The sequence below is a fragment of the Blastococcus litoris genome, assembly GCF_003075095.1.
GTDB lineage: Bacteria > Actinomycetota > Actinomycetes > Mycobacteriales > Geodermatophilaceae > Blastococcus_B > Blastococcus_B litoris.
Window position 1 is genome coordinate 855,001 of record NZ_QCZF01000001.1, and the last position, 24,310, is coordinate 879,310.

24 protein-coding genes are annotated in these 24,310 nt (G+C 74.3%); 16 read left to right on the forward strand and 8 right to left on the reverse strand.

Annotated elements, in window-relative coordinates; translation table 11 throughout:
- Position 1 precedes the first annotated feature (1 nt).
- Positions 2-853 carry a patatin-like phospholipase family protein gene (locus tag DCS98_RS04280; RefSeq protein WP_116450024.1) on the forward strand — a complete coding sequence of 284 codons (852 nt, stop codon included), beginning with the start codon at positions 2-4 and terminating at the stop codon, positions 851-853.
- Between the two features lie 2 nt (positions 854-855).
- Here DCS98_RS04280 and DCS98_RS04285 read toward each other — a convergent pair whose 3' ends face one another.
- Positions 856-1,488 carry a hypothetical protein gene (locus tag DCS98_RS04285; RefSeq protein WP_116450025.1) on the reverse strand — a complete coding sequence of 211 codons (633 nt, stop codon included), beginning with the start codon at positions 1,486-1,488 and terminating at the stop codon, positions 856-858.
- 192 nt (positions 1,489-1,680) lie between these two features.
- Between DCS98_RS04285 and DCS98_RS04290 the strand changes: the two genes are divergently transcribed.
- On the forward strand, positions 1,681-2,850 hold the full coding sequence (locus tag DCS98_RS04290) for a sensor histidine kinase (protein WP_116450026.1): 1,170 nt from the start codon (positions 1,681-1,683) through the stop codon (positions 2,848-2,850).
- Entirely contained in the window at positions 2,847-3,509 is a 663-nt protein-coding gene (locus DCS98_RS04295; RefSeq protein WP_116450027.1) for a response regulator, read from the forward strand. The genes DCS98_RS04290 and DCS98_RS04295 overlap by 4 nt, the downstream gene beginning before the upstream one ends.
- Position 3,510: 1 nt before the next feature.
- Here the strand turns inward: DCS98_RS04295 and DCS98_RS04300 are convergent, their stop codons facing one another.
- Together DCS98_RS04300 and DCS98_RS04305 are read right to left on the reverse strand one after the other, a co-directional pair.
- Positions 3,511-5,079 carry a long-chain-fatty-acid--CoA ligase gene (locus DCS98_RS04300; protein WP_206340079.1) on the reverse strand — a complete coding sequence of 523 codons (1,569 nt, stop codon included), beginning with the start codon at positions 5,077-5,079 and terminating at the stop codon, positions 3,511-3,513.
- Between the two features lie 64 nt (positions 5,080-5,143).
- Entirely contained in the window at positions 5,144-5,797 is a 654-nt protein-coding gene (locus DCS98_RS04305) for a TetR/AcrR family transcriptional regulator (RefSeq protein ID WP_116450028.1), read from the reverse strand.
- Between the two features lie 111 nt (positions 5,798-5,908).
- Between DCS98_RS04305 and DCS98_RS04310 the strand changes: the two genes are divergently transcribed.
- From DCS98_RS04310 to DCS98_RS04335, 6 genes are read left to right on the forward strand one after another with little or no spacing between them, the layout of a single operon-like run.
- Positions 5,909-7,129: an acyl-CoA dehydrogenase family protein gene (locus DCS98_RS04310; protein WP_116450029.1), complete on the forward strand. Its 1,221-nt coding sequence runs from the start codon at positions 5,909-5,911 to the stop codon at positions 7,127-7,129.
- Complete coding sequence (locus tag DCS98_RS04315; RefSeq protein ID WP_116450030.1) at positions 7,126-8,106, forward strand: acyl-CoA dehydrogenase family protein; 981 nt, start codon at positions 7,126-7,128, stop codon at positions 8,104-8,106. The genes DCS98_RS04310 and DCS98_RS04315 overlap by 4 nt, the downstream gene beginning before the upstream one ends.
- Positions 8,103-9,002, forward strand: a complete 900-nt coding sequence (locus DCS98_RS04320; RefSeq protein WP_116450031.1) for an enoyl-CoA hydratase-related protein — start codon at positions 8,103-8,105, stop codon at positions 9,000-9,002. Before DCS98_RS04315 ends, DCS98_RS04320 begins: the two co-directional genes overlap by 4 nt.
- 53 nt (positions 9,003-9,055) lie before the next feature.
- Positions 9,056-9,580 carry a (2Fe-2S)-binding protein gene (locus tag DCS98_RS04325; protein ID WP_116450032.1) on the forward strand — a complete coding sequence of 175 codons (525 nt, stop codon included), beginning with the start codon at positions 9,056-9,058 and terminating at the stop codon, positions 9,578-9,580.
- On the forward strand, positions 9,577-10,572 hold the full coding sequence (locus DCS98_RS04330; RefSeq protein WP_116450033.1) for an FAD binding domain-containing protein: 996 nt from the start codon (positions 9,577-9,579) through the stop codon (positions 10,570-10,572). Before DCS98_RS04325 ends, DCS98_RS04330 begins: the two co-directional genes overlap by 4 nt.
- Positions 10,569-12,686, forward strand: a complete 2,118-nt coding sequence (locus DCS98_RS04335) for a xanthine dehydrogenase family protein molybdopterin-binding subunit (RefSeq protein ID WP_116450034.1) — start codon at positions 10,569-10,571, stop codon at positions 12,684-12,686. Before DCS98_RS04330 ends, DCS98_RS04335 begins: the two co-directional genes overlap by 4 nt.
- 3 nt (positions 12,687-12,689) lie before the next feature.
- Here DCS98_RS04335 and DCS98_RS04340 read toward each other — a convergent pair whose 3' ends face one another.
- A complete protein-coding gene (locus DCS98_RS04340) occupies positions 12,690-13,202 on the reverse strand; it encodes a MarR family winged helix-turn-helix transcriptional regulator (protein ID WP_116450035.1) in 513 nt (170 codons plus the stop codon).
- 87 nt (positions 13,203-13,289) lie between these two features.
- Here DCS98_RS04340 and DCS98_RS04345 point away from each other — a divergent pair, with 87 nt between their 5' ends.
- Positions 13,290-13,853: a YceI family protein gene (locus DCS98_RS04345; protein WP_116450036.1), complete on the forward strand. Its 564-nt coding sequence runs from the start codon at positions 13,290-13,292 to the stop codon at positions 13,851-13,853.
- A gap of 55 nt (positions 13,854-13,908) precedes the next feature.
- Here the strand turns inward: DCS98_RS04345 and DCS98_RS04350 are convergent, their stop codons facing one another.
- Positions 13,909-15,012, reverse strand: coding sequence for an L-dopachrome tautomerase-related protein (locus tag DCS98_RS04350; RefSeq protein WP_116450037.1), 1,104 nt, complete (start codon positions 15,010-15,012; stop codon positions 13,909-13,911).
- A 211-nt stretch (positions 15,013-15,223) separates the two neighbouring features.
- Between DCS98_RS04350 and DCS98_RS04355 the strand changes: the two genes are divergently transcribed.
- The 6 genes from DCS98_RS04355 (at position 15,224) to DCS98_RS04380 (ending at position 20,571) form a co-directional block, all read left to right on the forward strand.
- Positions 15,224-15,718, forward strand: a complete 495-nt coding sequence (locus DCS98_RS04355) for a MauE/DoxX family redox-associated membrane protein (protein WP_241037142.1) — start codon at positions 15,224-15,226, stop codon at positions 15,716-15,718.
- Positions 15,708-16,481, forward strand: coding sequence for a DsbA family protein (locus tag DCS98_RS04360; RefSeq protein ID WP_116450039.1), 774 nt, complete (start codon positions 15,708-15,710; stop codon positions 16,479-16,481). The genes DCS98_RS04355 and DCS98_RS04360 overlap by 11 nt, the downstream gene beginning before the upstream one ends.
- Before the next feature lie 38 nt (positions 16,482-16,519).
- Positions 16,520-16,867 (forward strand): hypothetical protein, encoded by a 348-nt coding sequence (locus tag DCS98_RS22845; protein WP_164704361.1) that lies wholly within the window; start codon positions 16,520-16,522, stop codon positions 16,865-16,867.
- Between the two features lie 100 nt (positions 16,868-16,967).
- On the forward strand, positions 16,968-18,860 hold the full coding sequence (typA, locus tag DCS98_RS04370; protein ID WP_116450040.1) for a translational GTPase TypA: 1,893 nt from the start codon (positions 16,968-16,970) through the stop codon (positions 18,858-18,860).
- A 230-nt stretch (positions 18,861-19,090) separates the two neighbouring features.
- The gene (locus DCS98_RS04375) at positions 19,091-19,522 is read left to right on the forward strand and encodes a DUF5994 family protein (RefSeq protein WP_241037143.1); all 432 of its coding nucleotides are present in this window, start codon (positions 19,091-19,093) and stop codon (positions 19,520-19,522) included.
- A gap of 62 nt (positions 19,523-19,584) precedes the next feature.
- Positions 19,585-20,571, forward strand: coding sequence for an NAD-dependent epimerase/dehydratase family protein (locus DCS98_RS04380; protein ID WP_116450042.1), 987 nt, complete (start codon positions 19,585-19,587; stop codon positions 20,569-20,571).
- A gap of 73 nt (positions 20,572-20,644) precedes the next feature.
- Here the strand turns inward: DCS98_RS04380 and DCS98_RS04385 are convergent, their stop codons facing one another.
- The 3 genes from DCS98_RS04385 to DCS98_RS04395 all read right to left on the reverse strand — a co-directional run bounded on the left by DCS98_RS04385 (position 20,645) and on the right by DCS98_RS04395 (position 24,300).
- Positions 20,645-21,631: a sulfite exporter TauE/SafE family protein gene (locus DCS98_RS04385; protein ID WP_116450043.1), complete on the reverse strand. Its 987-nt coding sequence runs from the start codon at positions 21,629-21,631 to the stop codon at positions 20,645-20,647.
- 250 nt (positions 21,632-21,881) lie between these two features.
- Complete coding sequence (locus DCS98_RS04390; RefSeq protein ID WP_116450044.1) at positions 21,882-23,294, reverse strand: MFS transporter; 1,413 nt, start codon at positions 23,292-23,294, stop codon at positions 21,882-21,884.
- Positions 23,295-23,298: 4 nt separating this feature from the next.
- On the reverse strand, positions 23,299-24,300 hold the full coding sequence (locus DCS98_RS04395; RefSeq protein ID WP_116450045.1) for an inorganic phosphate transporter: 1,002 nt from the start codon (positions 24,298-24,300) through the stop codon (positions 23,299-23,301).
- Between the last annotated feature and the right edge of the window lie 10 nt (positions 24,301-24,310).

Below are 24,310 nucleotides of genomic sequence, written 5' to 3' on the forward strand. Positions count from 1 at the left end.
CATGAGCGACCAGCGGACCGCCCTCGTCCTCGGTGGCGGCGGCATCACCGGCATCGCCTGGGAGATCGGCCTGCTCGCCGGCCTGGCCGACGCCGGCGTCGACCTCACCGGGGCCGACCTGGTCGTCGGCACCTCGGCGGGCTCGGTCGTCGGCGCGCAGGTCGCCTGCGGGGTGGACGTCGAGGAGATGTACGGCCGCCAGCTGGCGCCGGCGACGGGCGAGAAGGTGGCCCGGCTCAACCGCGCCACCCTGGCGCAGTTCGGCTGGGCGCTGCTGCGCAGCCGCGGCCGGGACGTGGAGTTCCGGCGCCGCATCGGTGCCCTCGCCCTGGCCGCGGAGAAGGCCGGCCTGACGCCGTCCGAGCAGGAGCGCCTCGACGTCATCGGGGCCCGGCTCGGGGGCAAGGAGTGGCCCGAGCGCCCCCTCACGATCACCGCCGTCGACGCGGAGACCGGCGAGTTCACGCCGTTCGACCGCTCCTCCGGCGTTCCCCTCCTGCACGCGGTGGCCGCCAGCTGCGCCGTCCCCGGCGTCTACCCGCCGGTGACGATCGACGGGCGCCGGTACGTCGACGGCGGCATGCGGTCCGCGGCGAACGCCGACCTGGCCCAGGGCTACGACCGGCTGGTCGTCCTCGCCCCCATCCCGCGGGGCATCGGCCCGATGGCCAGCGTCGACGCGCAGGTCACCGGGATGGTGTCGCGCGTCGCCGTCGTCTCCCCGGACAAGGGCAGCCGGACGGCGATCGGCCGCAACGTGCTCGACCCGGCCGCCCGGGCGCCCTCGGCGGAGGCCGGGCGCGCCCAGGCGGCGTCGGTGGCGGCGAAGGTCGCCGACGTCTGGAACGGCTGAGCTCAGCTCCGCCGCCACAGCCAGATGCCGACGCCGGCGAACCACAGCGGCATCAGGTAGGTGACCGCCCAGCCGACCGGCGGCAGCGCGAGACCCAGGGCGAAGGTGACGCTGAGGGCCATCAGCGCCCGGGACCTCCGGCCGGCGATCGCGACGGCGACCAGGAAGGCGACGCCCACCCACGCCGACATGGGGTGGGCGACGTTCATCAGGACCAGCGCGGTCTCGGCCCCCGTCGGCGACACCCCGCCCTCGAGCACCAGGTCGCCCACCGTCACGGCGGCGGCCGGAGCCGTGAACGCGGCGGTCAGCAGGAGCAGGTGCCCGGCGCCCAGCAACGGGAGCAGCCGGACCGAGGCCTGGTCGCCCGCGCGGCCCAGGTGGGCGGCCAGCCGGCCGGCGACGGCGATGCCCAGCAGGGCGTAACCGGCCACCAGGAGGGCGGTGAGCCCGACCGGTGCGCCGGTCAGGGCCTCGGCCGCCTCCTCGGCCGTCGTCGCGCCGCTCACCGGGTCGTCGAAGACGACGACGCTCCCGGCGAAGGCGAGCAGCCCGCCGAGTCCGGCGAGCGCAGGCAGGACCGCACTCGCCGGGCGGGTGCGGACGGGGGTGTCGGGCAGCGCTGCAGTGGTCATGACGGGACCTCCTCGGGTCGGCGCGACGGCCGCGCCGGACGCATCCACGCTCTCGCCGACGGCCGCCGTCCCCGTCCCCCGCGAGGCCGATGCCGCGGTGAGGTCGGCCGCCCGCCGTCTGCCGTCCGGCAGACGGGTGATCGGCCGCCGGAGGGAGGTGCGGCGGCCTCCGCCGGTCCTACGCTCCCCGGCATGTCGGGCGTCGGGGCCAGGTGGCGAGGGCTGTCGGTGTGGGTGCGCGACAGCCTGCTCGCGGCGGTCCTGTCCCTCGCCGCCCAGGTCGAGCTCGTCGTGCTGGCCGAGGACATCGCGCCGCAGCTGCCGCTGCAGGTCGTGGCGTTCGCCGCGATGACCGGCAGCCTCGTCCTCCGGCGGACCCGTCCGCTCGCCGCCGCCTGCGCGGTCGCCGCCGGGCTCGCCCTCCAGACGGTCCTCGGCGACGCGCCCGTGCTGTCGGGGTACGTCGCGGTGCTGATCGCGACGTACTCGGTGGCCCAGTACGCCCGGCGACGGCGGGACGCCGTGCTCGGCCTGGTGGCGATCGTCGCGGCGGTCGAGGTCTACCCCGTCGTCCGTCCCGGCGTCAGCGTCGTCGACGAGATCGCGAACGTCGCCATCCCCGTCGTCGTCTGGGTCTTCGCCCGGCTGGCCCGCGAACGCCTGGACCGCGCCCTGGCCGCGGAGCGCGACGCGACGGCCGCCCGCGCCCGGGCACGCGAGGAGGAGCTCGCCCGCGAGGCGGCGCTGGCGGCCGAACGCCGGCGGATCGCCCGCGAGATGCACGACGTCGTCGGCCACGGCGTGACCCTCATGCTCCTGCACGCCGATGCCGCGCAGGCCCGGCTCGGACGCCGGGAACCCGAGGCGACGGCCGCGCTGGACGTCGTCCTGGCGGCCGGCCGGACGGCGCTGGAGGACCTGCACCGGCTGCTCCGGGTGCTGCGCGAGACACCCGGTCCGGATGACGGGGGACCCCGCGGCCTCGCCGACGTCGACGTCCTGGCGGGGGCGGCCGGTGCGGTGGTGACCCGGGAGGGGGAGGTCCGCGCGCTGCCGGCGGCCGTCGAGGCGACGGCCTTCCGCGTCGTCCAGGAGTCGCTGACCAACGCGGTGAAGCACGCGCCCGGCGCCCGGACCGTGGTGCGGCTGCACTACGGGGAGCAGGACCTGACCGTCGAGGTGGACGACGACGGGCCGGGGACGGCGGCGGTCCCCGGCGCACCGGGCTTCGGGCTCGCCGGGATGCGGGAGCGGGTCGCGCTCTTCGACGGCCGGGTCAGCGCCGGCCCGCGCCCCGGTGGTGCCGGCTGGCGCACCTCGGCCGTCCTGCCGGTCCCCGCGCCGCAGCACGTCCGGACATGAGCGTGCGCGTCGTGCTGGCCGACGACGAGGCCCTCGTCCGGGCCGGCCTGCGGATGATCCTGGAGGCCGAGGACGGCATCGAGGTCGTGGGCGAGGCCGCCGACGGGGCCGAGGCGGTGTCGGCCTGCCGGGAGCTGCGTCCGGACGTCGCCCTGGTCGACATCCGCATGCCCCGCGTCGACGGCATCCAGGCGGCCCGGAGGATCAGCGCCGACCCCGACCTGACCACCGCGGTCGTCATGCTCACGACGTTCGACGCCGACGCGCACGTGGTGGAGGCGCTGCGGGCCGGGGCCACCGGCTTCCTGCTCAAGTCGATGCCCCGCGAGCAGCTGGTGGCGGCCGTCCGCACCGCCGTCGGCGGGGAGGCGCTCCTCGCGCCGTCGCTCCTGCGCCGGCTGCTCGACGACCACGTCCGGCGCGCCGACCTGGCCCCGGCACCGGCGCCCGGCCTCGAGCAGCTCACCCGGCGGGAGGAGGAGGTGCTCCGGCTCGTCGCCCGCGGGCTCTCCAACGCCGAGATCGCCGGCCGCCTGGTGCTGGGTGAGGGCACGGTGAAGACCCACGTGGCGCGGGTGCTGGCCAAGCTCGGCGTCCGGGACCGCGTCCAGGCGGTCGTGGTGGCCTACGAGTCGGGGCTCGTCCGGCCCGGCGGCTGAGTCACACGGCCGGCTCGGCGACCAGCGAGCCGGCCGAGTGCTCCTGGCGCAACGAGGTCTTGAGCACCTTGCCGCTGGGGTTGCGGGGGAGCGCGCCCACGATCGAGTACTCGCGCGGGTTCTTGTAGCGCGCCAGCTTCTCCCGGCACCACGCCGCCAGCTCCTCCGCCGTGGGCGGGTCGTCCGCGTCCCGCGGGGCGACGACGGCCAGCGGCGCCTCGCCGTACCTGACGTCCGGGACGCCGATCAGCGCGACCTCGCCGACCTTGGGGTGCGCGGCGAGGACGTCCTCCACCTCGGCGCAGTAGATGTTCTCCCCACCCGAGATGATCATGTCCTTCTTGCGGTCGACGACGAAGAAGTAGCCGTCCTCGTCCTGGCGCACGAGGTCGCCGGAGTGGAACCAGCCACCGTCGAAGGCGATCGCGGTCTCGTCCGGTCTGCCCCAGTACTCCTTCATCACCATCGGGCTGCGGTAGACGATCTCGCCCACCTCGCCCTGCGGCACGTCCTGCATCGCCTCGTCGACCACCCGCACCTCGACGTTGAGCATCGGGGTGCCGACCGAGCCGATCTTGCGCACGGAGTCCTCGCCGCGGAGGAAGCAAGTGACCGGGCTGCACTCGGTCTGCCCGAACGCCGTCACGACCTCCGCCTGCGGGAACGTGTCGATGAGCGTGCGCAGCAGCGTCGTCGACGCCGGGGCCGCACCCCAGGACACCCGGCGCAGGCAGGAGAGGTCGCGCTCGGCGATGCCCGGGACGGCGACCACGGCGGCCCACATGGCCGGCACGAGGAAGATGCTGGAGATCCGCTCGCGCTCGATCATGTCGAGGGTGTTGACCGGGGAGAAGGCGCCGGACCTCATGATCACGTTCGTCCCGCCGACCAGCAGCGGCGGCAGCCCACCGGCGAGGCCGGCGATGTGGAACAGCGGCGCGCCCGGAGCGGCGACCCGGTCGGCGGGGTCCCAGCCGAGGTGGGTCATCTGGCTGAACACGTGCATGAGCAGGTTGCGATGGGTCAGCACGGCGCCCTTGGGCCGGCCGGTCGTGCCGGAGGTGTACATGACGAAGGCCGGCTCTGCCTCGTCGACGACGATGCCCAGCGGCTCGGTTCCTGCTGCCGCGAGCGCTTCCTCGTAGTCGCCGCCGATGGTCAGCGTCGTGGCGACCGGCGCCTGCTCGCACGCCTTCGCCCCGACCTCGGCCAGCGCGGTGTCGACGACCAGCGCGACGGCGCCCGAGTCGGACAGCACGTAGGCGACCTCGTCGGCGACCAGCCGGAAGTTCACCGGGACGACGATCGCGCCCAGCCGCACGCCGGCGAGGTAGGCCTCCCACGTCTCCATGCCGTTGAGGGCCAGGACGGCGATGCGGTCGCCGGTGCCGACGCCGCGCTGCTGGAGGGCGCGGGCCAGCCGGGTCACCCGCTCGTCGAGCTCGCCGTAGCTGCGGCCCGTCCCCTCGAAGCGGAGCGCCGTCGCGTCCGGCGTCTTCCGGGCGTGGCGGGCGAGCTGATCGCTCATGGTCATGCCCCGGCCCTCGAGGGCGGGGATGGGGACGGTCACGGGTGCTCCTCGGCGCCGACGCGGGTGTGACCCGCGTCATGCTGGCGGCGCGAGGAGTGAGCGGTCAACCGTGACCGTCGAGGTCCAGCATCCGCGCGGCGAGCCGCTTCCAGAGCGCGAGGTGCGGATCGGTCGCCGCCGGCCGGTCCTCGAAGGCGTACACCAGCGCGACGCCGCGCATGCTGGTGAACAGCAGCTCGGTGAGGTCGCCGTACAGCGGTGCCCGGGCGATCTCCGCGCCCCAGATGCCGTCGGCGACGGCGGCGATCGCCGCCCGCAGCCGGCGCTCCTCCCCGCGCAGCGCCCCGCGCAGGGCCGGGTCGGTGCGGGCCGCCGTCCACAGCTCCATCGCCGCCCAGAACGGCGGCTCCTGGAAGGTCGCCCACATCAGGTCGATGGCGCGGTCGACGCGCTCGCGACCGGCCGGTCCGTCGTCCATGAGCCCGGCGGCGCGCTGCCGGACCTCCTCGAGCCGGGTGGTGGCCACGTGCTCGGCGGCCGCGACGAGGAGCTCGGCCCGCGAGGGGAAGTGGTGCAGCAGGCGGCCGCGCGACACCCCGGCCCGCGCCTGGACCGCCAGGGTCGAGGCGCCGGCGTAGCCGTCCTCGACCAGGCAGGCGACCGCGGCGTCGAGGATCAGCAGCCGGCTGTCGGCGGTCCGCTCGGAGCGCGACCGCGGCACCGGCGCGAGGTCGGGGTGCAGCGGCTCGGCGGTCATCGGGCGAAGCGTAGGCCCCGGCCCGCGCGCCCGACAGTCACCGTTGACCGTTCCGGGTGACGGCTGCCACGCTGCGGCCGACCCCGCTCACCGACCGAGAGGTGCCCGCCCGTGGACTTCGACGACAGCCCCGACGAGGCGGCCTACCGGGTGCGGGTCCGCGAGCTGCTGGCCGAGCACGCCGACGAGCTGCTCACGCTGGCGCCGGGCCAGGAGGGCATCGACGCGCGGACCCACGAGGCCGAGATGCGGCGGACGCAGCGCGTCCTCGCCGAGGCGGGCCTGGTCGGCGTCACCTGGCCGAGGGAGTACGGCGGGCAGGGCGGGACGCTCGTCCAGCAGTCGATCGTCGTCGAGGAGCTGGCCCGGGCGCGCGTCCCGGCGCTGATCAACCACATCGGCATCGGGATGTGCGGCCCGACCGTCATCGCCCACGGCAGCCAGGACCAGCGCGACCGCTACCTCGCCCGTCTGCTGCGCGCCGACGACGTCTGGTGCCAGCTGTTCAGCGAGCCGGCGTCCGGCTCCGACCTCGCTGCCCTGCGCACCACCGCGGTGCGCGACGGCGACGAGTGGGTGGTCAACGGCCAGAAGGTCTGGACGACGCTCGCGCACGTCTCCGACCACGGCATCCTGCTCACCCGCACCGACCCCGACCGGCCCAAGCACGCGGGCCTGACGATGTTCGTCGTCGACATGCACGCCCCCGGCGTCACGGTGCGCCCGCTGCGCCAGATGGGCGGGCAGTCGGACTTCAACGAGGTCTTCTTCGACGACGTGCGGATCCCCGACAGCGAGCGGCTGGGGGAGCCCGGCGAGGGCTGGCGGGTCGCGCTCACCACCCTGATGAACGAGCGGGTGGCCATCGGCGGGGCCGGCGGCAGCATCGGCCAGTCGGTGGAGACCTTCGTGCAGCACGCGCGCGACCGGTTGCCGGCCCTCGACCCCGAGCGCCAGGTGCTGGCCCGCCAGGCCGTCGGCCGGGCGGTGGTCGCGGCGCTGGGCGCCCGGTACACCGGCTACCGGCGGCTGACGGTGCTCAGCCAGGGTGGCATCCCGGGCCCCGAGGCGAGCGCCGGGAAGCTGGCCGGCACCGAGGCCGCCCGCCTCATCGCCGACGCCGGCGTCCGGCTGCTCGGCGACGACGCGGTCTACGCGGCCACGGCCGACGGCGACGACCGCTGGCAGCGCACGCAGTCGTGGATCCCCGGCATCGCGATCGCCGGCGGCACCGACCAGGTGCTGCGCAACATCCTCGGCGAGCGGGTGCTGGGCCTGCCGCCGGAACCCCGCAACGACAAGACGGCTCCCTTCTCGGGCGGTGCACGGTGAACTTCGACCTCGACGACGACCAGCGCGACATCGCCGCGGGCGCCGCGGACTTCTTCCGCGGCTCCGTCTCGCCCGCCGCGGCGCGCGCCGCGCTGGAGGGCGGCCGCCTCGAGCCGGGGCGCAAGGCGCTGGCCGACATCGGCTTCCTGGGGATCACCGTGCCCGAGCCGGCCGGGGGCGCCGGCCGCACGCTGCTGGACCTCGCCGTGGTGGCCGAGCAGGCCGGGGCGGTCCTCGCCGGGCCCTCGCTCGTGACGGCGGCGCGGGCTGCCGTGCTGCTGCAGGGGGAGCCGGAGCTCGCCGCGCAGCTGGCCGACGGCTCGACCGCCTTCGCCGTGGTGGACGGCGCGGCGCCCTCGATCGACGCCGCCGACGCGACCGCCTTCCTGGCGCTGGTGGACGGCGACCTCGTGCTGGGCGAGGGCGAGGCGGTGCCCGGGCGGCCGCTGGACGCGACCCGGGGGCTGGCCTCGGTCCGGCTGACGTCGCGCCGGGTGCTGGTCCCGGACGCCGCGGAGCTCTGGTCGCGCGCCCGGCAGGTGGCCGCGGTCGCGATGGCGGCCGAGGACCTCGGCGGCGCCGACCGGTGCGTGCAGCTCGGTGTCGCCTACGCGCAGGACCGCGAGGCCTTCGGTCGGCGGATCGGCTCGTACCAGGCGGTCAAGCACATGCTCGTCGACGCCTGGGTCGGCGTGGAGCAGCTGCGCTCGCTGGTCTGGTGGGCCGCCTGGGCCGCCGATGCGAACCCCGCCGAGCTCCCGTTGGCCGCGTCCGCCGCCAAGGCCTGCGCCGCCTCGGTGTTCGACCAGGCCGCGGGAACGCTGATCCAGGTGCACGGCGGCATCGGCTTCACCTGGGAGCACGACGCGCACCTGTACTGGCGGCGGGCCAAGGTCGACCGGCTGCTGCTCGGCGACGAGGCCGAGCACCTCGACGCCGTGGCCCGGCTCGCCGTCGCCGGGGCGCTCGCCGGGTGAGCACGGACTTCTCGGAGCTGCGCTACGAGGTCGCCGACGGAGTGGCGACCGTGACGCTGCACCGGCCCGACCGGCTCAACGCCTTCACCCTGACCATGGCCGACGAGCTGGTCGCCGCAGCGGCCGCGGCCGACGCCGACGACGAGGTCCGGGTCGTGGTGGTGACCGGTTCGGGACGGGCGTTCTGCGCCGGCGCCGACCTCGGTGGTGGGCCGGGCACGTTCTCCGACCGCCGGACGAGGACGCGGCCGCCCGGCGAGCTGAGCCAGGACGTCGGCGGCCACCCCCGCGACGCCGGCGGGGTCGCCTCGCTGGCGTTCGCCGCCCTGCGCAAACCGGTGATCGCGGCGGTCAACGGCCCGGCGGTCGGCATCGGGGCGACGCTCACCCTGCCGATGGACATCCGCGTCGCCGCGGAGTCCGCCCGGTTCGGGTTCGTGTTCGGCCGGGTCGGCATCGTGCCCGAAGCCGCGTCGTCCTGGTTCCTGCCGCGGGTGGTCGGCATCAGCCAGGCGATGGAGTGGGTCGCCACCGGCCGGGTCTTCGACGCCGCCGAGGCGCTGCGCGGCGGGCTGGTCTCCCGCGTCGTGCCTGGTGCGGAGCTGCTGCCGACGGCCTACGCGCTGGCCCGCGAGATCGTGGACAACACCAGCGGGGTCGCCGTCGCCGCGGCCCGCCGCCTGCTCTGGTCGATGCTGGGTGCGGCCTCGCCCTGGGACGCCCACCGCGCGGAGTCCCGCGCGCTGGTCGAGCTGGGGGAGGGCCCCGACCCGGCGGAGGGTGTCGCCGCGTTCCTGGAGAAGCGGGCCCCGCGGTTCCCCGCTCGCCTGACCGACGGCGACGTCGCCGGCGTCCCGCCGTGGCCCGCGCCCCCGGACGACGTCACCGGCGGCTGAACGGTTGCGCGGCGCATCGTTTGCCCGCGACCGTCACGGGGGAGGACCGCGCCGTGGACACCCCGATCACGCTGCGGGTGGACGGGGCGGCGCACCCGCTGACCGTCGACACCTGGACGACGCTCCTCGACGCGCTCCGCGAGCGGCTGCGCAACACCAGCCCGAAGAAGGGCTGCGACCACGGCCAGTGCGGTGCCTGCACCGTGCTCCTCGACGGCCGGCGGGTGAACAGCTGCCTCGTCCTCGCCGTCACCGTCGGGGACGCCGAGGTCACCACCTCCGACGGCCTCGCGTCGGGGGACGAACCGCACGCCCTGCACCGCGCGTTCGTCGAGCACGACGCGTTCCAGTGCGGCTACTGCACTCCGGGGCAGGTCTGCTCGGCCGCGGGGGTGCTCGCCGAGGCGCGGGCCGGCTGGCCGTCCGCGGTCACCGAGGAGCTCACCGCCGACGACGTCCCGCTCAGCGACGCGGAGATCCGCGAGCGGATGAGCGGCAACCTGTGCCGGTGCGCCGCCTACGCCAACATCGTCCCGGCGGTGGCCGCGGTCGCCGAGGCCGAGGGGGTCCGGCGGTGAGGGAGTTCCGCTACGAGCGGGCCGCGGACGCGCCGGCGGCCGTCGCCCTGCTGGCCGCCTCGCCGGACGGCGCGTTCCTCGGGGGCGGCACCAACCTCGTGGACCTGATGAAGCTCGGGGTCGCCACCCCCGACGTGCTCGTCGACGTGCGCGAGCTGACCTCGCGCGAGGTCACCGAGCTGCCCGACGGCGGGCTGCGCATCGGTGCCGGGGTCCCGAACGCCGACCTCGCCGCCGACCGCCGGGTGCGCGAGCGGTTCCCGGTGCTCGCGCAGGCGCTCCTGGCCGGCGCCTCCGGCCAGCTCCGCAACCGCGCGACCACCGGCGGGAACCTGCTGCAGCGCACGCGCTGCGGCTACTTCACCGACGTCACCAAGCCGTGCAACAAGCGCTCCCCGGGCAGCGGCTGCGGCGCGCTGGAGGGCGTGCACCGCAACCACGCGATCCTCGGCCAGACGACCGAGGGGCCCGGCACCTGCGTGGCCACCCACCCCTCGGACATGGCGGTGGCCATGGTCGCGCTGGACTCAGTCGTGCAGGTGGTCGGGCCGGACGGCGAGCGGGCGGTCCCGATCGCCGAGCTGCACCGGCTGCCCGGCGACGACCCGTCGCGCGACACCACACTGCGCCACGGCGAGCTGATCACCGCCCTCGAGCTCCCGCCGCTCGGGATGCCCTCGCGCTACCGCAAGGTCCGCGACCGGGCGTCGTTCGCCTTCGCGCTGGTCAGCGTCGCCGCCGCCCTCCGGGTCCAGGACGGCGTGGTCAGCGACGTGCGCCTGGCGCTCGGCGGGGTGGCGCACGCACCCTGGCGCGCGACCGCGGCCGAGCAGGCCCTCGTCGGGCGCCCGGCGACCGAGCAGTCGTTCACGGAAGCGGCCGACGCCGAGCTCGCCGGCGCCGCCCCGCTCCGGGACAACGGGTTCAAGGTGCCGCTGGCCCGCAACCTCGTCGTCCGGACCCTCCTCGACCTCACCGGAGCCGCCGCGTGACCACCGTCGACCGCCTCGTCGGAGCCGGCATCAACCGCATCGACGGGCCCGCCAAGGTCCGCGGGACCGCCCCCTACGCCTACGAGCAGGACCCGGGGGAGCCGATCGCGCACCTCGCGGTCGTGCAGAGCACCGTCAACCGGGGCCGGATCACCCGGCTGGACCCCAGCGGTGCCGAGGGCATGCCCGGGGTGGTCGCGGTGCTCACGCCGGCCAACGCCCCGCGGCTGTCCGGCGACCTCGCCTCCGACCTGCCGGTCCTGCAGTCGCTCGACGTCCACTACCAGGGGCAGGTGGTGGCCGCCGTCGTCGCGGAGACGTCGGAGATCGCCAAGGCCGCGGTCGGCGCCGTGGTGGTGGAGTACGCGGCCGAGGCGCCGGACGTCGGGCTGCGCACCGACCGGCCCGACCTCTACGCGCCGGAGAAGCTCATGGCCGGGTTCGACACCGACTCGGTGATCGGGGACGTCGACGGGGCGCTGGCCGCCGCGGCGGTGAGCATCGACGCCACCTACGAGACGCCCACCCAGCACAACAACCCCATCGAGATGCACACCTCGATGGCCCGCTGGGACGGCGACTCGCTGACGATGTGGGACGCCAACCAGGGGCCGCACACCATCCTGCGAGACCTCCGGACCGGGTTCGACCTCGATGCCGACCAGGTCCGGGTCATCTCGCCCTACGTCGGCGGGGCGTTCGGCTCGAAGGCGTTCACGCACCCCAACCAGATGCTCGCCGCCATGGCCGCCCGCGTGACCGGCCGGACGGTGGTCTTCGAGCTGAGCCGGCAGCAGATGTTCTCCCTCGTCGGCCACCGCACGCCGACGATCCAGCGGATGCGGCTGGGTGCCGACCCCGAGGGCCGGCTGTCGGCGATCAGCCACGAGGTGGTCGAGCACACGTCGCGGATCAGCGAGTTCGCCGAGCAGACGGCCACCCCGACCCGCGTGCTCTACGCCGCGCCCCACCGCCGGACGACGCACCGGCTGGCGCGGCTGGACGTCCCGCCGCCGACGATCATGCGGGCGCCGGGGGAGACACCCGGCATGTTCGCCCTCGAGTCGGCGATGGACGAGCTCGCCGTGGCACTGGGCATCGATCCGGTCGAGCTGCGCATCCGCAACGAGCCCGAGCGCGACCCGGAGCGGGACGTCCCCTTCGGCGAACGGCACCTGGTCGAGTGCCTGCGCACGGGGGCGGAGCGGTTCGGCTGGGCCGGGCGCGACCTGCGCCCGCGCATGCGCACCGAGGGACGCTGGCTGGTCGGCACCGGCGTCGCCGCCGCGACGTACCCGACGCGCCGGCGCAGGGCCCAGTGCCGGATCGCCGCGGAGGCGTCCGGCCGGTACGTCGTCGAGATCGACGGCTCCGACATCGGCACCGGCGCCTGGACGGCGCTGACGCAGATCGCGGCCGACGCGCTGAGGACGGACCTCGGCTCGGTCGAACTGCGCATCGGCGACAGCCGGTTGCCCTTCGCCGGCGGTGCCGGTGGCTCGACCGGGCTGGCGTCGTGGGGGACGGCGATCGTGTTCACCGCGCGCGACCTGCGCCGGCAGCTGGACGAGCGGTACGGCGGGCAGGTGCCCGACCACGGGCTGACCGTCGACGGCGAGATGCCGGGGGAGTCACCCGCGGCGAAGACCCACTCGCTGCACGCCTACGGCGCCCACTTCGTGGAGGTGCGGGTCGATGCCGACACGGGCGAGGTCCGCGTGCCCCGGGCGACCAGCGTCTACGACGCCGGGACGATCGTGAACGCCAAGACGGCGCGGTCGCAGCTGCTGGGCGGCTTCTGCATGGGGGTCTCGATGGCCCTGCACGAGGAGTCGGTGATCGACGAGCGCTACGGCCACTACGTCAACCACGACCTGGCCGAGTACCACGTCGCCACCAACGCCGACATCGGCGAGATCGACATCGCCTGGCTCGACGTCGACGAGCAGCGCGCCAACCCCATCGGCCTGAAGGGCATCGGGGAGATCGGCATCACCGGCGCCGCCGCCGCGGTGGCGAACGCCTACTGGCACGCGACCGGGCTGCGCATCCGCGACCTGCCGATCACCCCCGACAAGTACTTCCGGGCAGAGCCGGCCCTGCCGGCCGGATGAGCGTCAGCCCTGCGGGTCGAGGTGCCGCAGCAGCGTCTCGCCGAGGTCGCGCATGTTCTCGACCTGCTGGGGCGTCAGCTGGTCGAACAGGTGCGTGCGCACGCCCTCGACGTGGATGGGAGCGGCGGCCTCGAGGGCGGCGAAGCCCTCGTCGGTGAGGACGGCGAGCTGACCGCGGCCGTCGTCGGGGCACACCTGCCGGCGCACCCACCCGCGCTCCTCGAGCCGGGAGACCGCGTGCGAGAGGCGGCTGCGGGAGGACAGGCAGCGGTCGGCGAGCTGGCTCATGCGCAGCATCCGGCCCTCGGTCTCCGACAGCTGGACGAGGATCTCGTAGTAGGCGTGCGAGATCCCGGTCTCGTGGGTGAGCTCGCGATCGAGCCGGTCCTGGAGCAGCAGGGAGCTGTACAGCCAGGCCCGCCAGGCGCGCTGTTCGTCGGCGTCGAGCCAGCGCGGCTCACCGGGGACGGGTGCGTCGGACGCGGCGGGGGATGCGGACGACACGTGCGCGGTCATGTGCACAGCGTACTAGCGGAATAGTTGAGGCATCAACTACGCTACGGTCGGGCAGAAGGTCAAGCGCTCAACAATCGGAGGCACGAAGTGACCAGCTCCACCAGCGTCCAGATCCCCGGCTACGTCGTCGGCACCTGGGACATCGACGCGTCGCACTCGACCGTCGGCTTCTCGGTCCGCCACATGATGGTCAGCAAGGTCCGCGGCTACTTCCGCGACTTCTCCGGCGAGATCGTCACCGCCGAGGACCCCGCGCAGTCCACCGTGACCGCGCGCATCAACATGGACTCGATCGACACCCGGCAGGAGCAGCGCGACGCGCACATCCGCTCCGCCGACTTCTTCGACGTGGGCAACCACACCGAGATGACCTTCCGCTCGACCGCCGTCGCCACCGACGGGGCCGACTGGACCGTCACCGGTGACCTCACCATCAAGGGCATCACCAAGCCCGTCACCCTGGAGCTGGAGCTCAACGGCTTCGGCCCGGACGCCTACGGCGGCACGCGCGCCGGCTTCTCCGCCAAGACGGAGATCTCCCGCAAGGCGTACGGCGTCGACATCGACATGCCGATGGACGGCGGCGGCGTCGTCGTCGGCGACAAGATCTCGGTCGAGCTCGAGATCGAGGCCGTGCTCCGCACCGCCTGATCCGCAGACACCACGAGGGGCCCCGGGCGATCCGCCCGGGGCCCCTCGTCGTCGATCAGCGCAGGCGCACCGGACCGGCGTCGATGGGCGTCCGGAACAGCGCGTAGGGCTTGCGCCGCAGGTCCTGCCCGCCCTGGTACTTCGCCTGCCGGTACAGCTGGTTCGCGGTGACGTACAGGTGCCCGTCCGCCGCCACGGACATGGTGTCGGGCCAGAGCAGCCGGTCGTCGTGCAGCACGGTCTCCCAGGTGCCGTCCGGCAGCCGGCGGTGGACGGCGTCGTGCTCTCCGTCGGTGACGTACAGCCGCCCGGCGTCGTCGGTCTCCAGGCCGTCGCCCGAGGACCCCTTGTCGCCCTCGTCGACGACCGTGGCAGCCACGTCGTCGTCGCCCACCGAGCGGTCGGCGAGCGCATCTGTCGACACGCTGTACCAGCGCCGCGAGGCCAAGGGGCAGTAGAAGAGGCGGGCACCGTCGGCCGAGATGGCGATGCCGTCGGCGCCCATGGTCACCGGCGAGACGTTCCCGTCCTCGTCCCGCTCCGAGAACTCCCGTCCCTCGACGACGATCCGCAGGTCCGGGGGCGTGAGCGCCTTGGTCGACGGGTGCTCGTGCAGCCGCCGCCACGACTCCCCGGTGGCCAGGTCCACGACGATGATCCCGTTCGGCCCCTCGTCCGCCGAGTCGGTGATGAAGGCGACCCCGGCGTCGCCGCGGCGCAGGTCGAACCGCACGTCGTTCAGGTACGTCGTCTCCAGTGCCACCGACGGGTCGAAGGTGATGACCTGGCCGACGGTGTCGGTGTCCAGGTCGATCCGCACCAGCTTCGGACCGCCCGGCACGGTGGGCTCGAACAGCGGGCTCCCGGTGTCGAGCACCCACAGCCGGTCGGCGGGGTCGACCACGATGCTCTGGACGGACACGAACGAGCCGGCGTCGTCCTTCCCCGACGGCGAGTTCCACGCCTCGTCGGGGAACGGCACCTCCTCCCCGTCGCGGAGCTCGACCACGGTCGCCGGCGGGTCGTCGCCCCACTGCGGGAAGTTCACGAAGACCCGCCCCGTGTGCGAGACGCTCACCCCGGTCGGCATCGGACCGGTGAACAGGTGCACCACCTCGAGCTCGCCGACGGGCTCGTCCCGGGCCAGGTCGGGGCTCATCGGGGCGACGTCTCGGCGAGCAGTGGCACGGGTTCTCCTCGGGATCGGGGGCGCCGGTCACCGGGTCGGACCTGGCGCGAGCTAGCAGGGCCTACCCGGTGGTGCGCCGGGCAACCGGTGAGGACGGCGGCCCAGGAGGAGGGATGCGGATCTCGGGAACTCCGGGCGCCTCCCGGACGACCAATACGTCGTGCGCTCGGTTGCGGGAACGGTGGCTCCCTGGTCGGCGACGGTGGCCCGGCTGGTGCTGGGCGTCGTCCTCGTGGTCGCCGGGGTGCTGAAGATCCCCGACCCGGCGGCCGCCGAGCGCGCGGTGCGGGCCTACCGCCTGCTCCCCGAGGGCCTGGTGGCGCCGGTCGCCTTCGGGCTGCCGGTGCTCGAGATCGCGGCCGGGCTCGCCCTGCTCGCCGGGGTGTTCGTCCGGACGGCGGCGCTCGCCTCGGCCGTGCTCATGGCGGTGTTCCTCGTCGGCGTCGGCTCGGCCTGGGCGCGTGGTCTGCAGATCGACTGCGGGTGCTTCGGCGGCGGCGGGGAGGTGGCACCGGGGGAGACCGCGTACCCCGCCGAGATCGCCCGCGACACGGCTCTGCTGCTGGCTGCCCTGGCCCTCGCGCGGTGGCCACGATCCCGCCTGGCGCTCGGCGGCCGCGACGACAGCCACGTCGTCGCCGCCTCGCGGGGATCGGAGCTCACCGATGCCCGCTAGCGGTTCGCGGTCCACCGGCGGGACCGCCCGGCAGCGGCGGGACGCGAGGCGCGCCGCCGAGGAGGCGGCCCGAGCGGCCGACCGGCGACGCAGGCGCAGGGTGCTCGGCGGGGTGGCGGCCGCCGTGGCGCTGGTGGTGGCGCTGGTCGTCGTCATCGCGGTGCAGAGCCGGCGCACGGACACCCCGGACACCGTCGCCGCCCCCTCGGGTGCGGTCGACGACGGGACCGCCTTCCGCGTCGGGCCGGCCGACGCCGCGGTGACCGTCGACCTCTACGAGGACTTCCAGTGCCCCACCTGCAGGGCCTTCGAGGACCTCAGCGGGGACACCCTGGCCTCCCTCGCCGCCGACGGCACGATCGCCCTGCGCTACCGGCCGGTCGCGATCCTCGACCGCGCCTCCACCGACCGGTACTCCACGCGGGCGCTGAACGCGGCCGCCGTCGTCGCGGACACCGCCGGCGTCGAGGCGTTCGTCGAGTTCCACGGCCTGCTCTTCGACCGGCAGCCGGCCGAGGGGGGACCGGGGCTGACCGACGACGAGCTGATCGAGCTCGCCGGACAGGCGGGTGCCACCGGGCCGGAGGTCGAACGGGGCATCCGCGACCTGGTGTTCGAGGACTGGACGACGTCCGTCACCGATGCGGCCAGCCGGGCAGGCCTGCAGGGAACGCCGACGATCATGGTCGACGGGACGCCGCTCGACCTCCGCCAGGCCACACCCGAGGGCATCACGGCGGCGGTGCAGGCGGCGGGCGGCTGACCGGGGACGTCGACGTCGCGACAGGGAGACTGGACGACATGTCGACAGCCACCCTCGTCCGCACCCGCTTCCCGTCCGCCGTCCTCGTCGCGGTGGGGCTCGCCGCCGGCTTCGGCATCGCGCAGGGCACCGGGATCCGCGCCCTGGGTGGCGCCGTCTTCGCCGCGGCCGGTGTGGCCGCCGGCGTCCTCTGGCTGCGGCGCCGCGGAGCGCGCACCGCCGTCGCGCTGGCCGCCCTCTACGTCGGCGCCTTCGTGCTGGCCCACGTGCTTGCGATCGGCGTAGGTCTGCCGGCCTGGCTGGCCGTGAGTCTGGTCACCCTGACCGCCGCAGGGGTGACGTTCGGGGTGGCCGACGCCTCGCGGGAGCAGGAGCCGGCCGCCTGAGCGACTACAGTGGGAAGGTCGCCGGGCCGGCGGCCGTTACCTGATATGCCGCGTGCCCATGCCGCGGGATCCCCGAAACCCCCTTGAGGTGCCGTTCCGCATGCCCACCCGCGACGACCTGCGCAACGTGGCGATCATCGCCCACGTCGACCACGGCAAGACCACCCTGGTCGACGCCCTCCTCCGTCAGGCGGGCGCTCTCGGGCGCGCCAAGGGCGAGGGCACGGACGCCGACACGACGCAGGACCGCGTCATGGACTCGATGGACCTCGAGCGCGAGCGCGGGATCACCATCCTCGCGAAGAACACCGCGATCCGGCTGGCCGACGAGGCCGGCAACCCCGTCACGGTGAACATCGTCGACACCCCCGGCCACGCCGACTTCGGCGGCGAGGTCGAGCGCGGCCTGTCGATGGTCGACGGCGTCGTCCTGCTGGTCGACTCCTCCGAGGGCCCGCTGCCGCAGACCCGGTTCGTGCTCCGCAAGGCCCTGGCCAAGCAGATGCCGGTCATCCTCGTGGTCAACAAGACCGACCGCTCCGACGCCCGCATCGCCGAGGTCGTCGACGAGACCTACGAGCTGTTCATGGAGCTGCTCGAGGACTCCGGCCTCGACGTCGACAGCCTCGACTTCCCGATCGTCTACAGCAACGGCAAGACCGGTCAGGCCTCCCTGACCCGGCCGAACGACGGCGAGTCGCCCGACAGCCCCGACCTCGGCCCGCTGGTGAAGACCCTGCTCGACACGATCCCGGCGCCGGCCTACGACGCCGAGGAGCCGCTGCGCGCGCAGGTCACCAACCTCGACGCCTCGCCCTACCTCGGCCGGCTCGCGCTGCTGCGCATCCACTCCGGGACCATGAAGAACGGCCAGCAGGTGGCCTGGTGCCGCACCGACGGCACGATCAAGAACGTCAAGATCACCGAGCTGCTGGTGACCGAGGGCCTCACCCGCACCCCGGCCGACAGCGCCGGCCCGGGGGAGCTCGTCGCCATCGCCGGCATCGAGGACATCATGATCGGCGACACCCTCGCCGACCCGAACGACCCGCGCCCCCTGCCGCCGCTGACCGTCGACGAGCCCTCCATCTCGATCACCATCGGCATCAACACCTCGCCGCTGTCGGGCAAGTCGGGCAAGAAGCTCACCGCCCGCCTCATCAAGAACCGCCTCGACCAGGAGCTGGTCGGCAACGTCTCGGTGCGGATGCTGCCCACCGAGCGCCCCGACACCTGGGAGATGCAGGGCCGCGGCGAGCTGGCCCTGGCGATCCTGGTCGAGCAGCTGCGGCGCGAGGAGTTCGAGCTCACCGTCGGCCGGCCGACCGTCGTCACCAAGACCATCGACGGCAAGCTGCACGAGCCGGTCGAGCGGGTCACCATCGACACCCCGGGCGAGTACGTCGGCACGCTCACCCAGGCGCTGGCCGTGCGGCGCGGGCGGCTGGAGAACCTGGTGCACCACGACACCGGCTGGGCGCGGATGGAGTACATCGTCCCGTCCCGCGGCCTGATCGGGTTCCGCACCGAGTTCCTCACCGAGACCCGCGGCACCGGCGTCCTCAACCACAACCTCGAGGGCTACGAGCCGTGGCTGGGCGACATGCGCGCCCGGCCGACCGGCTCGCTGGTCGCCGACCGCCAGGGCGTGGCGACGACGTACTCGATGTTCTCGCTGCAGGAGCGCGGCCAGCTGATGGTGCAGCCGGGCACCGACGTCTACGAGGGCATGATCGTCGGTGAGAACTCCCGTCCGGACGACATGGACGTGAACATCACCAAGGAGAAGAAGCTCACCAACATGCGCAAGTCCACCTCCGAGGAGCTGGAGCGGCTGATCCCGCCGCGCATCCTGAACCTGGAGCAGGCGCTGGAGTTCTGCGCCGAGGACGAGTGCGTCGAGGTCACCCCGGCCACGGTGCGCATCCGCAAGGTGGTGCTCGACCAGACCGAGCGCGGCAAGGCCAAGAACCGCAAGCCCAAGCCGGTCTGAGTCCTGTCCCGATAATGCGCGCAGCCGGGCCGTCACCGGCGGTGACGACGGGCCGGGCGGGGGCGACCCGCCCGCCCCGTCCGTCCCGGGCGACCCGCTGACCTCTCCGTACGTTGGTCTCGGGTCCGTGTGCGCGGGCCGGTCGAGCGAGGAGAGGCGGCCGAGCGCTGATGACGACGATCACCCGAGCGGTTCCGGAGACGGGTTTCCGGGGCGGGATCGATGTCCGGGTGAGTCTTCGCGACAACGCCGGTGACGGGGCGTCGGCCTTCGACGGAGCGTGGTTCCCGCGCGGTCGGGACCTCGCCGTCGAGCTGCCCGAGCTGATCGCGGAGCTCGACCGTCGCGGCCTGCGGGTCGAACGCTTCACCTACGCGCTCGACGCGTGGGCGCCGGTCGCGCGCAAGGTCGTCGTCCAGGGCCGGCTGGTGCGGACGGGCGGTTTTCGCAGCATGGACCCGGGCGTCGTCTGCCTGACCTGGGACGGCGGCACCCGGCGCGCCGACCTCCTGGTGGTGCCCCCGGAGACCGACGTGCTGACCGGTGCCCGCGCGCTGCGCCTGTGCACCCGGCGCGGGCTGCCCCGGTCGCCCCAGATGGTGCTCGCCGCGGCCCGCTCGACACCCCTCCCGCAGGTCCCGGAGTACCGCCGGGCGGTCTAGCAGGCCTTACGCCTCCCGCGAACCGGCTGGACGGCGGGGAACGGCTCGGCTGGAGTGGGCGCATGCGACTCCTCGTCCTGGGCGGCACCCACTTCCTCGGCCGGCACGTGGTCACGGCGGCGCTCGAGCGCGGCCACGAGGTGGCCACCTTCACCCGCGGTGTGTCGGGCGAGCCGCCCGCGGGCGTGCGGGCCCTGCACGGCGACCGGGACGACCCGGCCGCCCTGCCGACGGCGCTCGACGGCTGGGCGGCGGAGCTCGTCGTCGACACGTCCTGCCAGACCCGCGCCGCGGCGGGCAACGCGGCCGCCGCGCTGGCGGACGTGCACGGCTACGCCTTCGTCAGCAGCCTCAACGCCTACGCGAACTGGCCCCCGGGCCCGCTCGCGCGCGAGGACGACGAGCCGACCTGGACCAGCGACGAGGACACGTACGGCCCGATCAAGGCCTTCGCCGAGCGGGAGATCGGTGCGGCGGTCGGCGCCGGCTTCCTCACCGCGCGCGCCGGCCTGATCGTCGGTCCGTACGACAACATCCACCGGCTGGGCTGGTGGCTCGAGCGCATCGGCCGGGGCGGCCGCGTCGTCGTCCCCGCCGAGGGGCTCGACCAGCCGATCGGGCTGGTCGACGCCCGCGACCTGGCCGGCTGGCTGGTCGGCATGGCCGAGCGGGGGCGGGGCGGTGCGGTCAGCGCGACCGGTCCGACCGGGATGACCACGCTGGGCGGTCTCCTGGAGCTGTGCCGGGACGTCACCGGTTCCGACGCGGAGTGGACCCCGGTGCCCGAGGCCGACCTGCTCGCCGCCGGCGTCGAGGAGTGGGTCCACCTGCCGCTCTGGCTGCGCGCCGAGGAGGCGCGGACGACGTGGGACGTGGACACCACGCGGGCCCGGGAGACGGGCCTGCGCACGCGGCCGCTCGAGGAGACCGTCACCGACACGTGGGCGTGGCTGCGGGCCGAGGGCCGCCCGCCGCTGCCCCCCGGCGGCCACCGCCGCGAACCGGGTCTGCCACCCGAGCTCGAGGCGCAGCTCCTCGCCGGCCACTGACAGCTTTCCGTGCAGAAGCGCGGGAGGCCCCGCCCGGCGGCTGCCGGACGGGGCCTCCCGACGCGTCGGTGACCTAGTCGCGCGGGGCGCTGGGCCGGCCGGCCGGGACCTGCTCCTCCGCGGGCAGGTCCTGCACCACGTTGGCCTCGGCCTTGCGGGCCGCCTCGGCAGCGACCGCGTCGGCGGACTCCAGCGCGCGGTCCTTGCGGTACTCGAGGAAGGACCAGACGACCGCCGCGGCCCAGAGCACGTAGATGACGGTGTAGATCGCGTAGCGCGTGCCGTCCCCGGCGGCGATCCAGTCGCTCTTCAGCAGGGTCCGGCTGTTGGTCAGGACGATGACGCCGCCGACCAGCGAGCCGAGCATCCGCGGCGGGATGTGCCGGACCAGCCAGGCCGCGATCGGCGCGGCGATCAGGCCACCGGCGAGCAGGACGCCGACCCACGCGAAGTCGATGCCCTGCGAGCCCAGCGCGAACAGGAAGCCGAGGCTGGCGGCCAGGGCGACGAGGAACTCCGACGTGTCGATCGAGCCGATGACCTTGCGGGGCTCCATGCGGCCGCTGGCGAGGATGGCGGGCGTGCCCACCGGGCCCCAGCCGCCGCCACCGGTCGCGTCGACGAAGCCGGCCACCAGACCCAGCGGGCCGAGGAAGCGCTTGCGCATCGGCTTGCCCAGGTTGCGCCGATCGACGCCGCGCAGCGTGAAGCGGACGAGGATGTAGGCGCCGAGGGTCAGCAGGATCAGCGACATCACGGGGGCGGCCACCTCGGTGGAGAGGCTGGCCAGGAACGTCGCGCCGGCGAACGCGCCGACCGCGCCGGGCAGGCCGATCTTCGCGACGACCTTCCAGTCGACGTTGCCGAACTTCCAGTGCGAGAGGCCCGACGCGAGCGTCGTGCCGATCTCGGCGAGGTGCACGGTGGCCGAGGCGGCCGCCGGGTTGGTGCCGATCGCGAGCAGCAGGGTGGTCGACGTGACGCCGTAGGCCATGCCGAGGCTGCCGTCGACCAGTTGCGCACCCAGGCCGACGAGGGCGAGCAGGACGAGGGTCTTCACGGGGGGTGACTCCGAGTCGTGAGGTACCGCGGGCGCGCGCGCGGGCGCGGCCGGGCGGGATCGAGCAGGGGAGGGGTGGAACGAGGACGTACGCCGTCAGGGGCGGGAGTCAGCAGCCCGGACAGGTCGCAGTGCAGACGCGGAGCAGGTCGACGTGGATCCGCCCCACGAGGAGCACCGCCGTCGCCGCCACGGCGCTATGTCTACCAGATCGATCGACATACGCAACGCGGTGTCCCAGAGGGCGGGATCAGGGCTCCAGCACGTCGTTGCGGATGGTCGCCCACGACACCGCGCCGCCGATGGCGAACAGCGCGGCGCAGATCATCAGCGCCATGCGGTAGCCGTCGGTGAACGCGGCCGGATCGGCGTAGTCGTCGCCCCCGAGGCCGACGGCGACCGGCAGCGCGGCCACGGCCAGCAGCTGCGCCGCCCGGGCGACCGCGTTGTTGACCCCGCTCGCCACCCCCGCCATGGTGTCGGGCGCGGCGCCCAGCACGGTGGCCGTCAGCGGCGCCACGGTGAGCGCCATCCCGAGGCCCTGCAGGACCGACCCGGGCAGGATCTCGACGACGTACGGGGCGCTCCCGTCGACGAAGGCCAGCAGGAAGGTCCCGGCGGCGACGACGAGCGGCCCGACCGTCATCGGCAGCCGGGGACCGATCCGCTGGGCGAGCGCGCCGCCGCGGGGGGACAGCAGCGTGATCAGCAGGATCGAGGGCAGCATCGCCGCCCCCGCCGCGGTGGCCCCGTAGCCCAGCACGTTCTGCAGCTGGAGGACGACGAACAGCCCACCGCCGCCGAGCGCGCCGTAGACGGCGAGCGTGGCGACGTTGGCCCCGCTGAACTGGCGGTCGGCGAAGACGCCCAGCGGCAGCATCGGGTCCGACGCCCGCCGCTCGCGGACGACGAACCCGACGGCCGACACCACGCCGATCCCCGCAGCCACCAGCACGTCGGTGCTCGCGAAGGTGTCCTCCGCGGCGATCAGCGCGTAGGTGATCCCGCCCAGGGCCAGCGCCCCCAGCACCGCCCCGGCCACGTCGAACCGCCCGTGGTGCCGGTCGTCCCGGCTCTCGGGCACGTGCCGCCCGGCCACGGCCACGATGACGAGGGCGAACGGCACGTTGATGAGGAACACCAGCCGCCAGCTCGCCGCGTCGACGAGCAGACCGCCGAGGAAGGGCCCGATCAGGCCCGCGATGCCCGACAGCGACGACCACAGGCCGATGGCCCGCCCGCGGTCACCGTGCCGGAACGACGACTGGATCAGCGCCAGGCTGCCCGGGGTCAGCAGCGCACCGCCGATGCCCTGCAGGGCGCGCGCGGCCACCAGCTGCCCGGTCGTCTGGGCGATCCCGCAGAGCAGCGACGCGGCGGCGAACCACACGACGCCCAGCACGAAGATGCGGCGGCGTCCGTAGCGGTCGCCCAGCGAGCCGCCCAGGAGGATCAGGCCGGCCAGCGTCAGCGTGTAGCTGTTGACGGTCCACTGCAGGCCCGCCAGCGGGGCGTCCAGCTCCTCGCCGATGGCCGGCAGCGCCACCTGCACGGCGGTCGAGTCGAGGAACGCCATGCCCGAGGCGAGCACGGTGACGACGACCAGCCAGCGGCCGGGCGCCGTCCCCAGGGCGACCGGCGAACTCCCTCGGTCGCCGGTCATGCGGTCAGCCGACCGCGAGGTCGGTCAGGAAGTAGGCGATCGCGGCCACGGCGCCCGCGGCCGGCAACGTCACGATCCACGCCACCACGATGTTGCCCGCGACGCCCCAGCGGACGGCGGAGAGCCGGCGGGTCGCCCCGACGCCCATGATCGAGGTCGTCGTGATGTGCGTCGTCGACACGGGCACGGCGAACACCGTCGCGGTCGTGATCATGACGCCGGAGGCGACGGTCTGCGCCGAGAAGCCACCGGCCGGCGTCAGCTGGATGATGCGGCGGCCCAGGGTGCGCATGATGCGGAAGCCGCCGGCGTACGTGCCGGCGCTGATCGCCCCGGCAGCGGCCAGGACCACCCAGAACGGGACCTCGAAGCTGTCGATCTCGCCGGCCGTGAACAGCGCCAGCGTGATGATGCCCATCGTCTTCTGGGCATCCTGCATGCCGTGGCCCAGCGCCATGGTCCCGGAGCTGACGATCTGCGCGTACCGGAAACCCCGGTTGGCCCGCGAGACGTTGGCGCCGCGGAAGGCCCACAGGATGCCCAGCATGAACAGGTAGCCGAGCCCGAACCCGACGAGCGGCGACAGGATCATCGGGATCACGACCTTGTCGAGGATCCCCATCCACTTGACGGAGTGTGCCGCAGCGAGGGCCGCTCCGACGAGGCCGCCGATCAGCGCGTGCGACGAGGACGAGGGCAGCCCGAAGTACCAGGTGATGAGGTTCCAGGTGATCGCGCCGATGAGGGCGGCGAACACGATCTCCAGACCCTCGCTGCCCTGCGGGGCGTCGATGATGCCCTCACCGACGGTCTTGGCCACGCTGGTGGAGATCAGCGCCCCGACCAGGTTCATCACCGCCGCGAGCGCGAGCGCGACGCGCGGCGTGAGCGCCTTGGTCGAGACCGCGACGGCGATGGCGTTGGCCGCGTCGTGGAAGCCGTTGGTGTAGTCGAACGCCAGGGCCACCAGGACGATGACGACCAGTGCGACGAAGGCCGCATCCATCAGAGGAGGT

Coding starts and splice junctions, on each gene's coding strand:
- DCS98_RS04280 (WP_116450024.1), top strand. CDS start 2: ATGAGCGACCAGCGGACCGCCCTCGTCCTCGGTGGCGGCGGCATCACC.
- DCS98_RS04285 (WP_116450025.1), bottom strand. CDS start 1,488: ATGACCACTGCAGCGCTGCCCGACACCCCCGTCCGCACCCGCCCGGCG.
- DCS98_RS04290 (WP_116450026.1), top strand. CDS start 1,681: ATGTCGGGCGTCGGGGCCAGGTGGCGAGGGCTGTCGGTGTGGGTGCGC.
- DCS98_RS04295 (WP_116450027.1), top strand. CDS start 2,847: ATGAGCGTGCGCGTCGTGCTGGCCGACGACGAGGCCCTCGTCCGGGCC.
- DCS98_RS04305 (WP_116450028.1), bottom strand. CDS start 5,797: ATGACCGCCGAGCCGCTGCACCCCGACCTCGCGCCGGTGCCGCGGTCG.
- DCS98_RS04340 (WP_116450035.1), bottom strand. CDS start 13,202: ATGACCGCGCACGTGTCGTCCGCATCCCCCGCCGCGTCCGACGCACCC.
- DCS98_RS04350 (WP_116450037.1), bottom strand. CDS start 15,012: ATGAGCCCCGACCTGGCCCGGGACGAGCCCGTCGGCGAGCTCGAGGTG.
- DCS98_RS04360 (WP_116450039.1), top strand. CDS start 15,708: ATGCCCGCTAGCGGTTCGCGGTCCACCGGCGGGACCGCCCGGCAGCGG.
- DCS98_RS22845 (WP_164704361.1), top strand. CDS start 16,520: ATGTCGACAGCCACCCTCGTCCGCACCCGCTTCCCGTCCGCCGTCCTC.
- typA (WP_116450040.1), top strand. CDS start 16,968: ATGCCCACCCGCGACGACCTGCGCAACGTGGCGATCATCGCCCACGTC.
- DCS98_RS04380 (WP_116450042.1), top strand. CDS start 19,585: ATGCGACTCCTCGTCCTGGGCGGCACCCACTTCCTCGGCCGGCACGTG.
- DCS98_RS04390 (WP_116450044.1), bottom strand. CDS start 23,294: ATGACCGGCGACCGAGGGAGTTCGCCGGTCGCCCTGGGGACGGCGCCC.
- DCS98_RS04395 (WP_116450045.1), bottom strand. CDS start 24,300: ATGGATGCGGCCTTCGTCGCACTGGTCGTCATCGTCCTGGTGGCCCTG.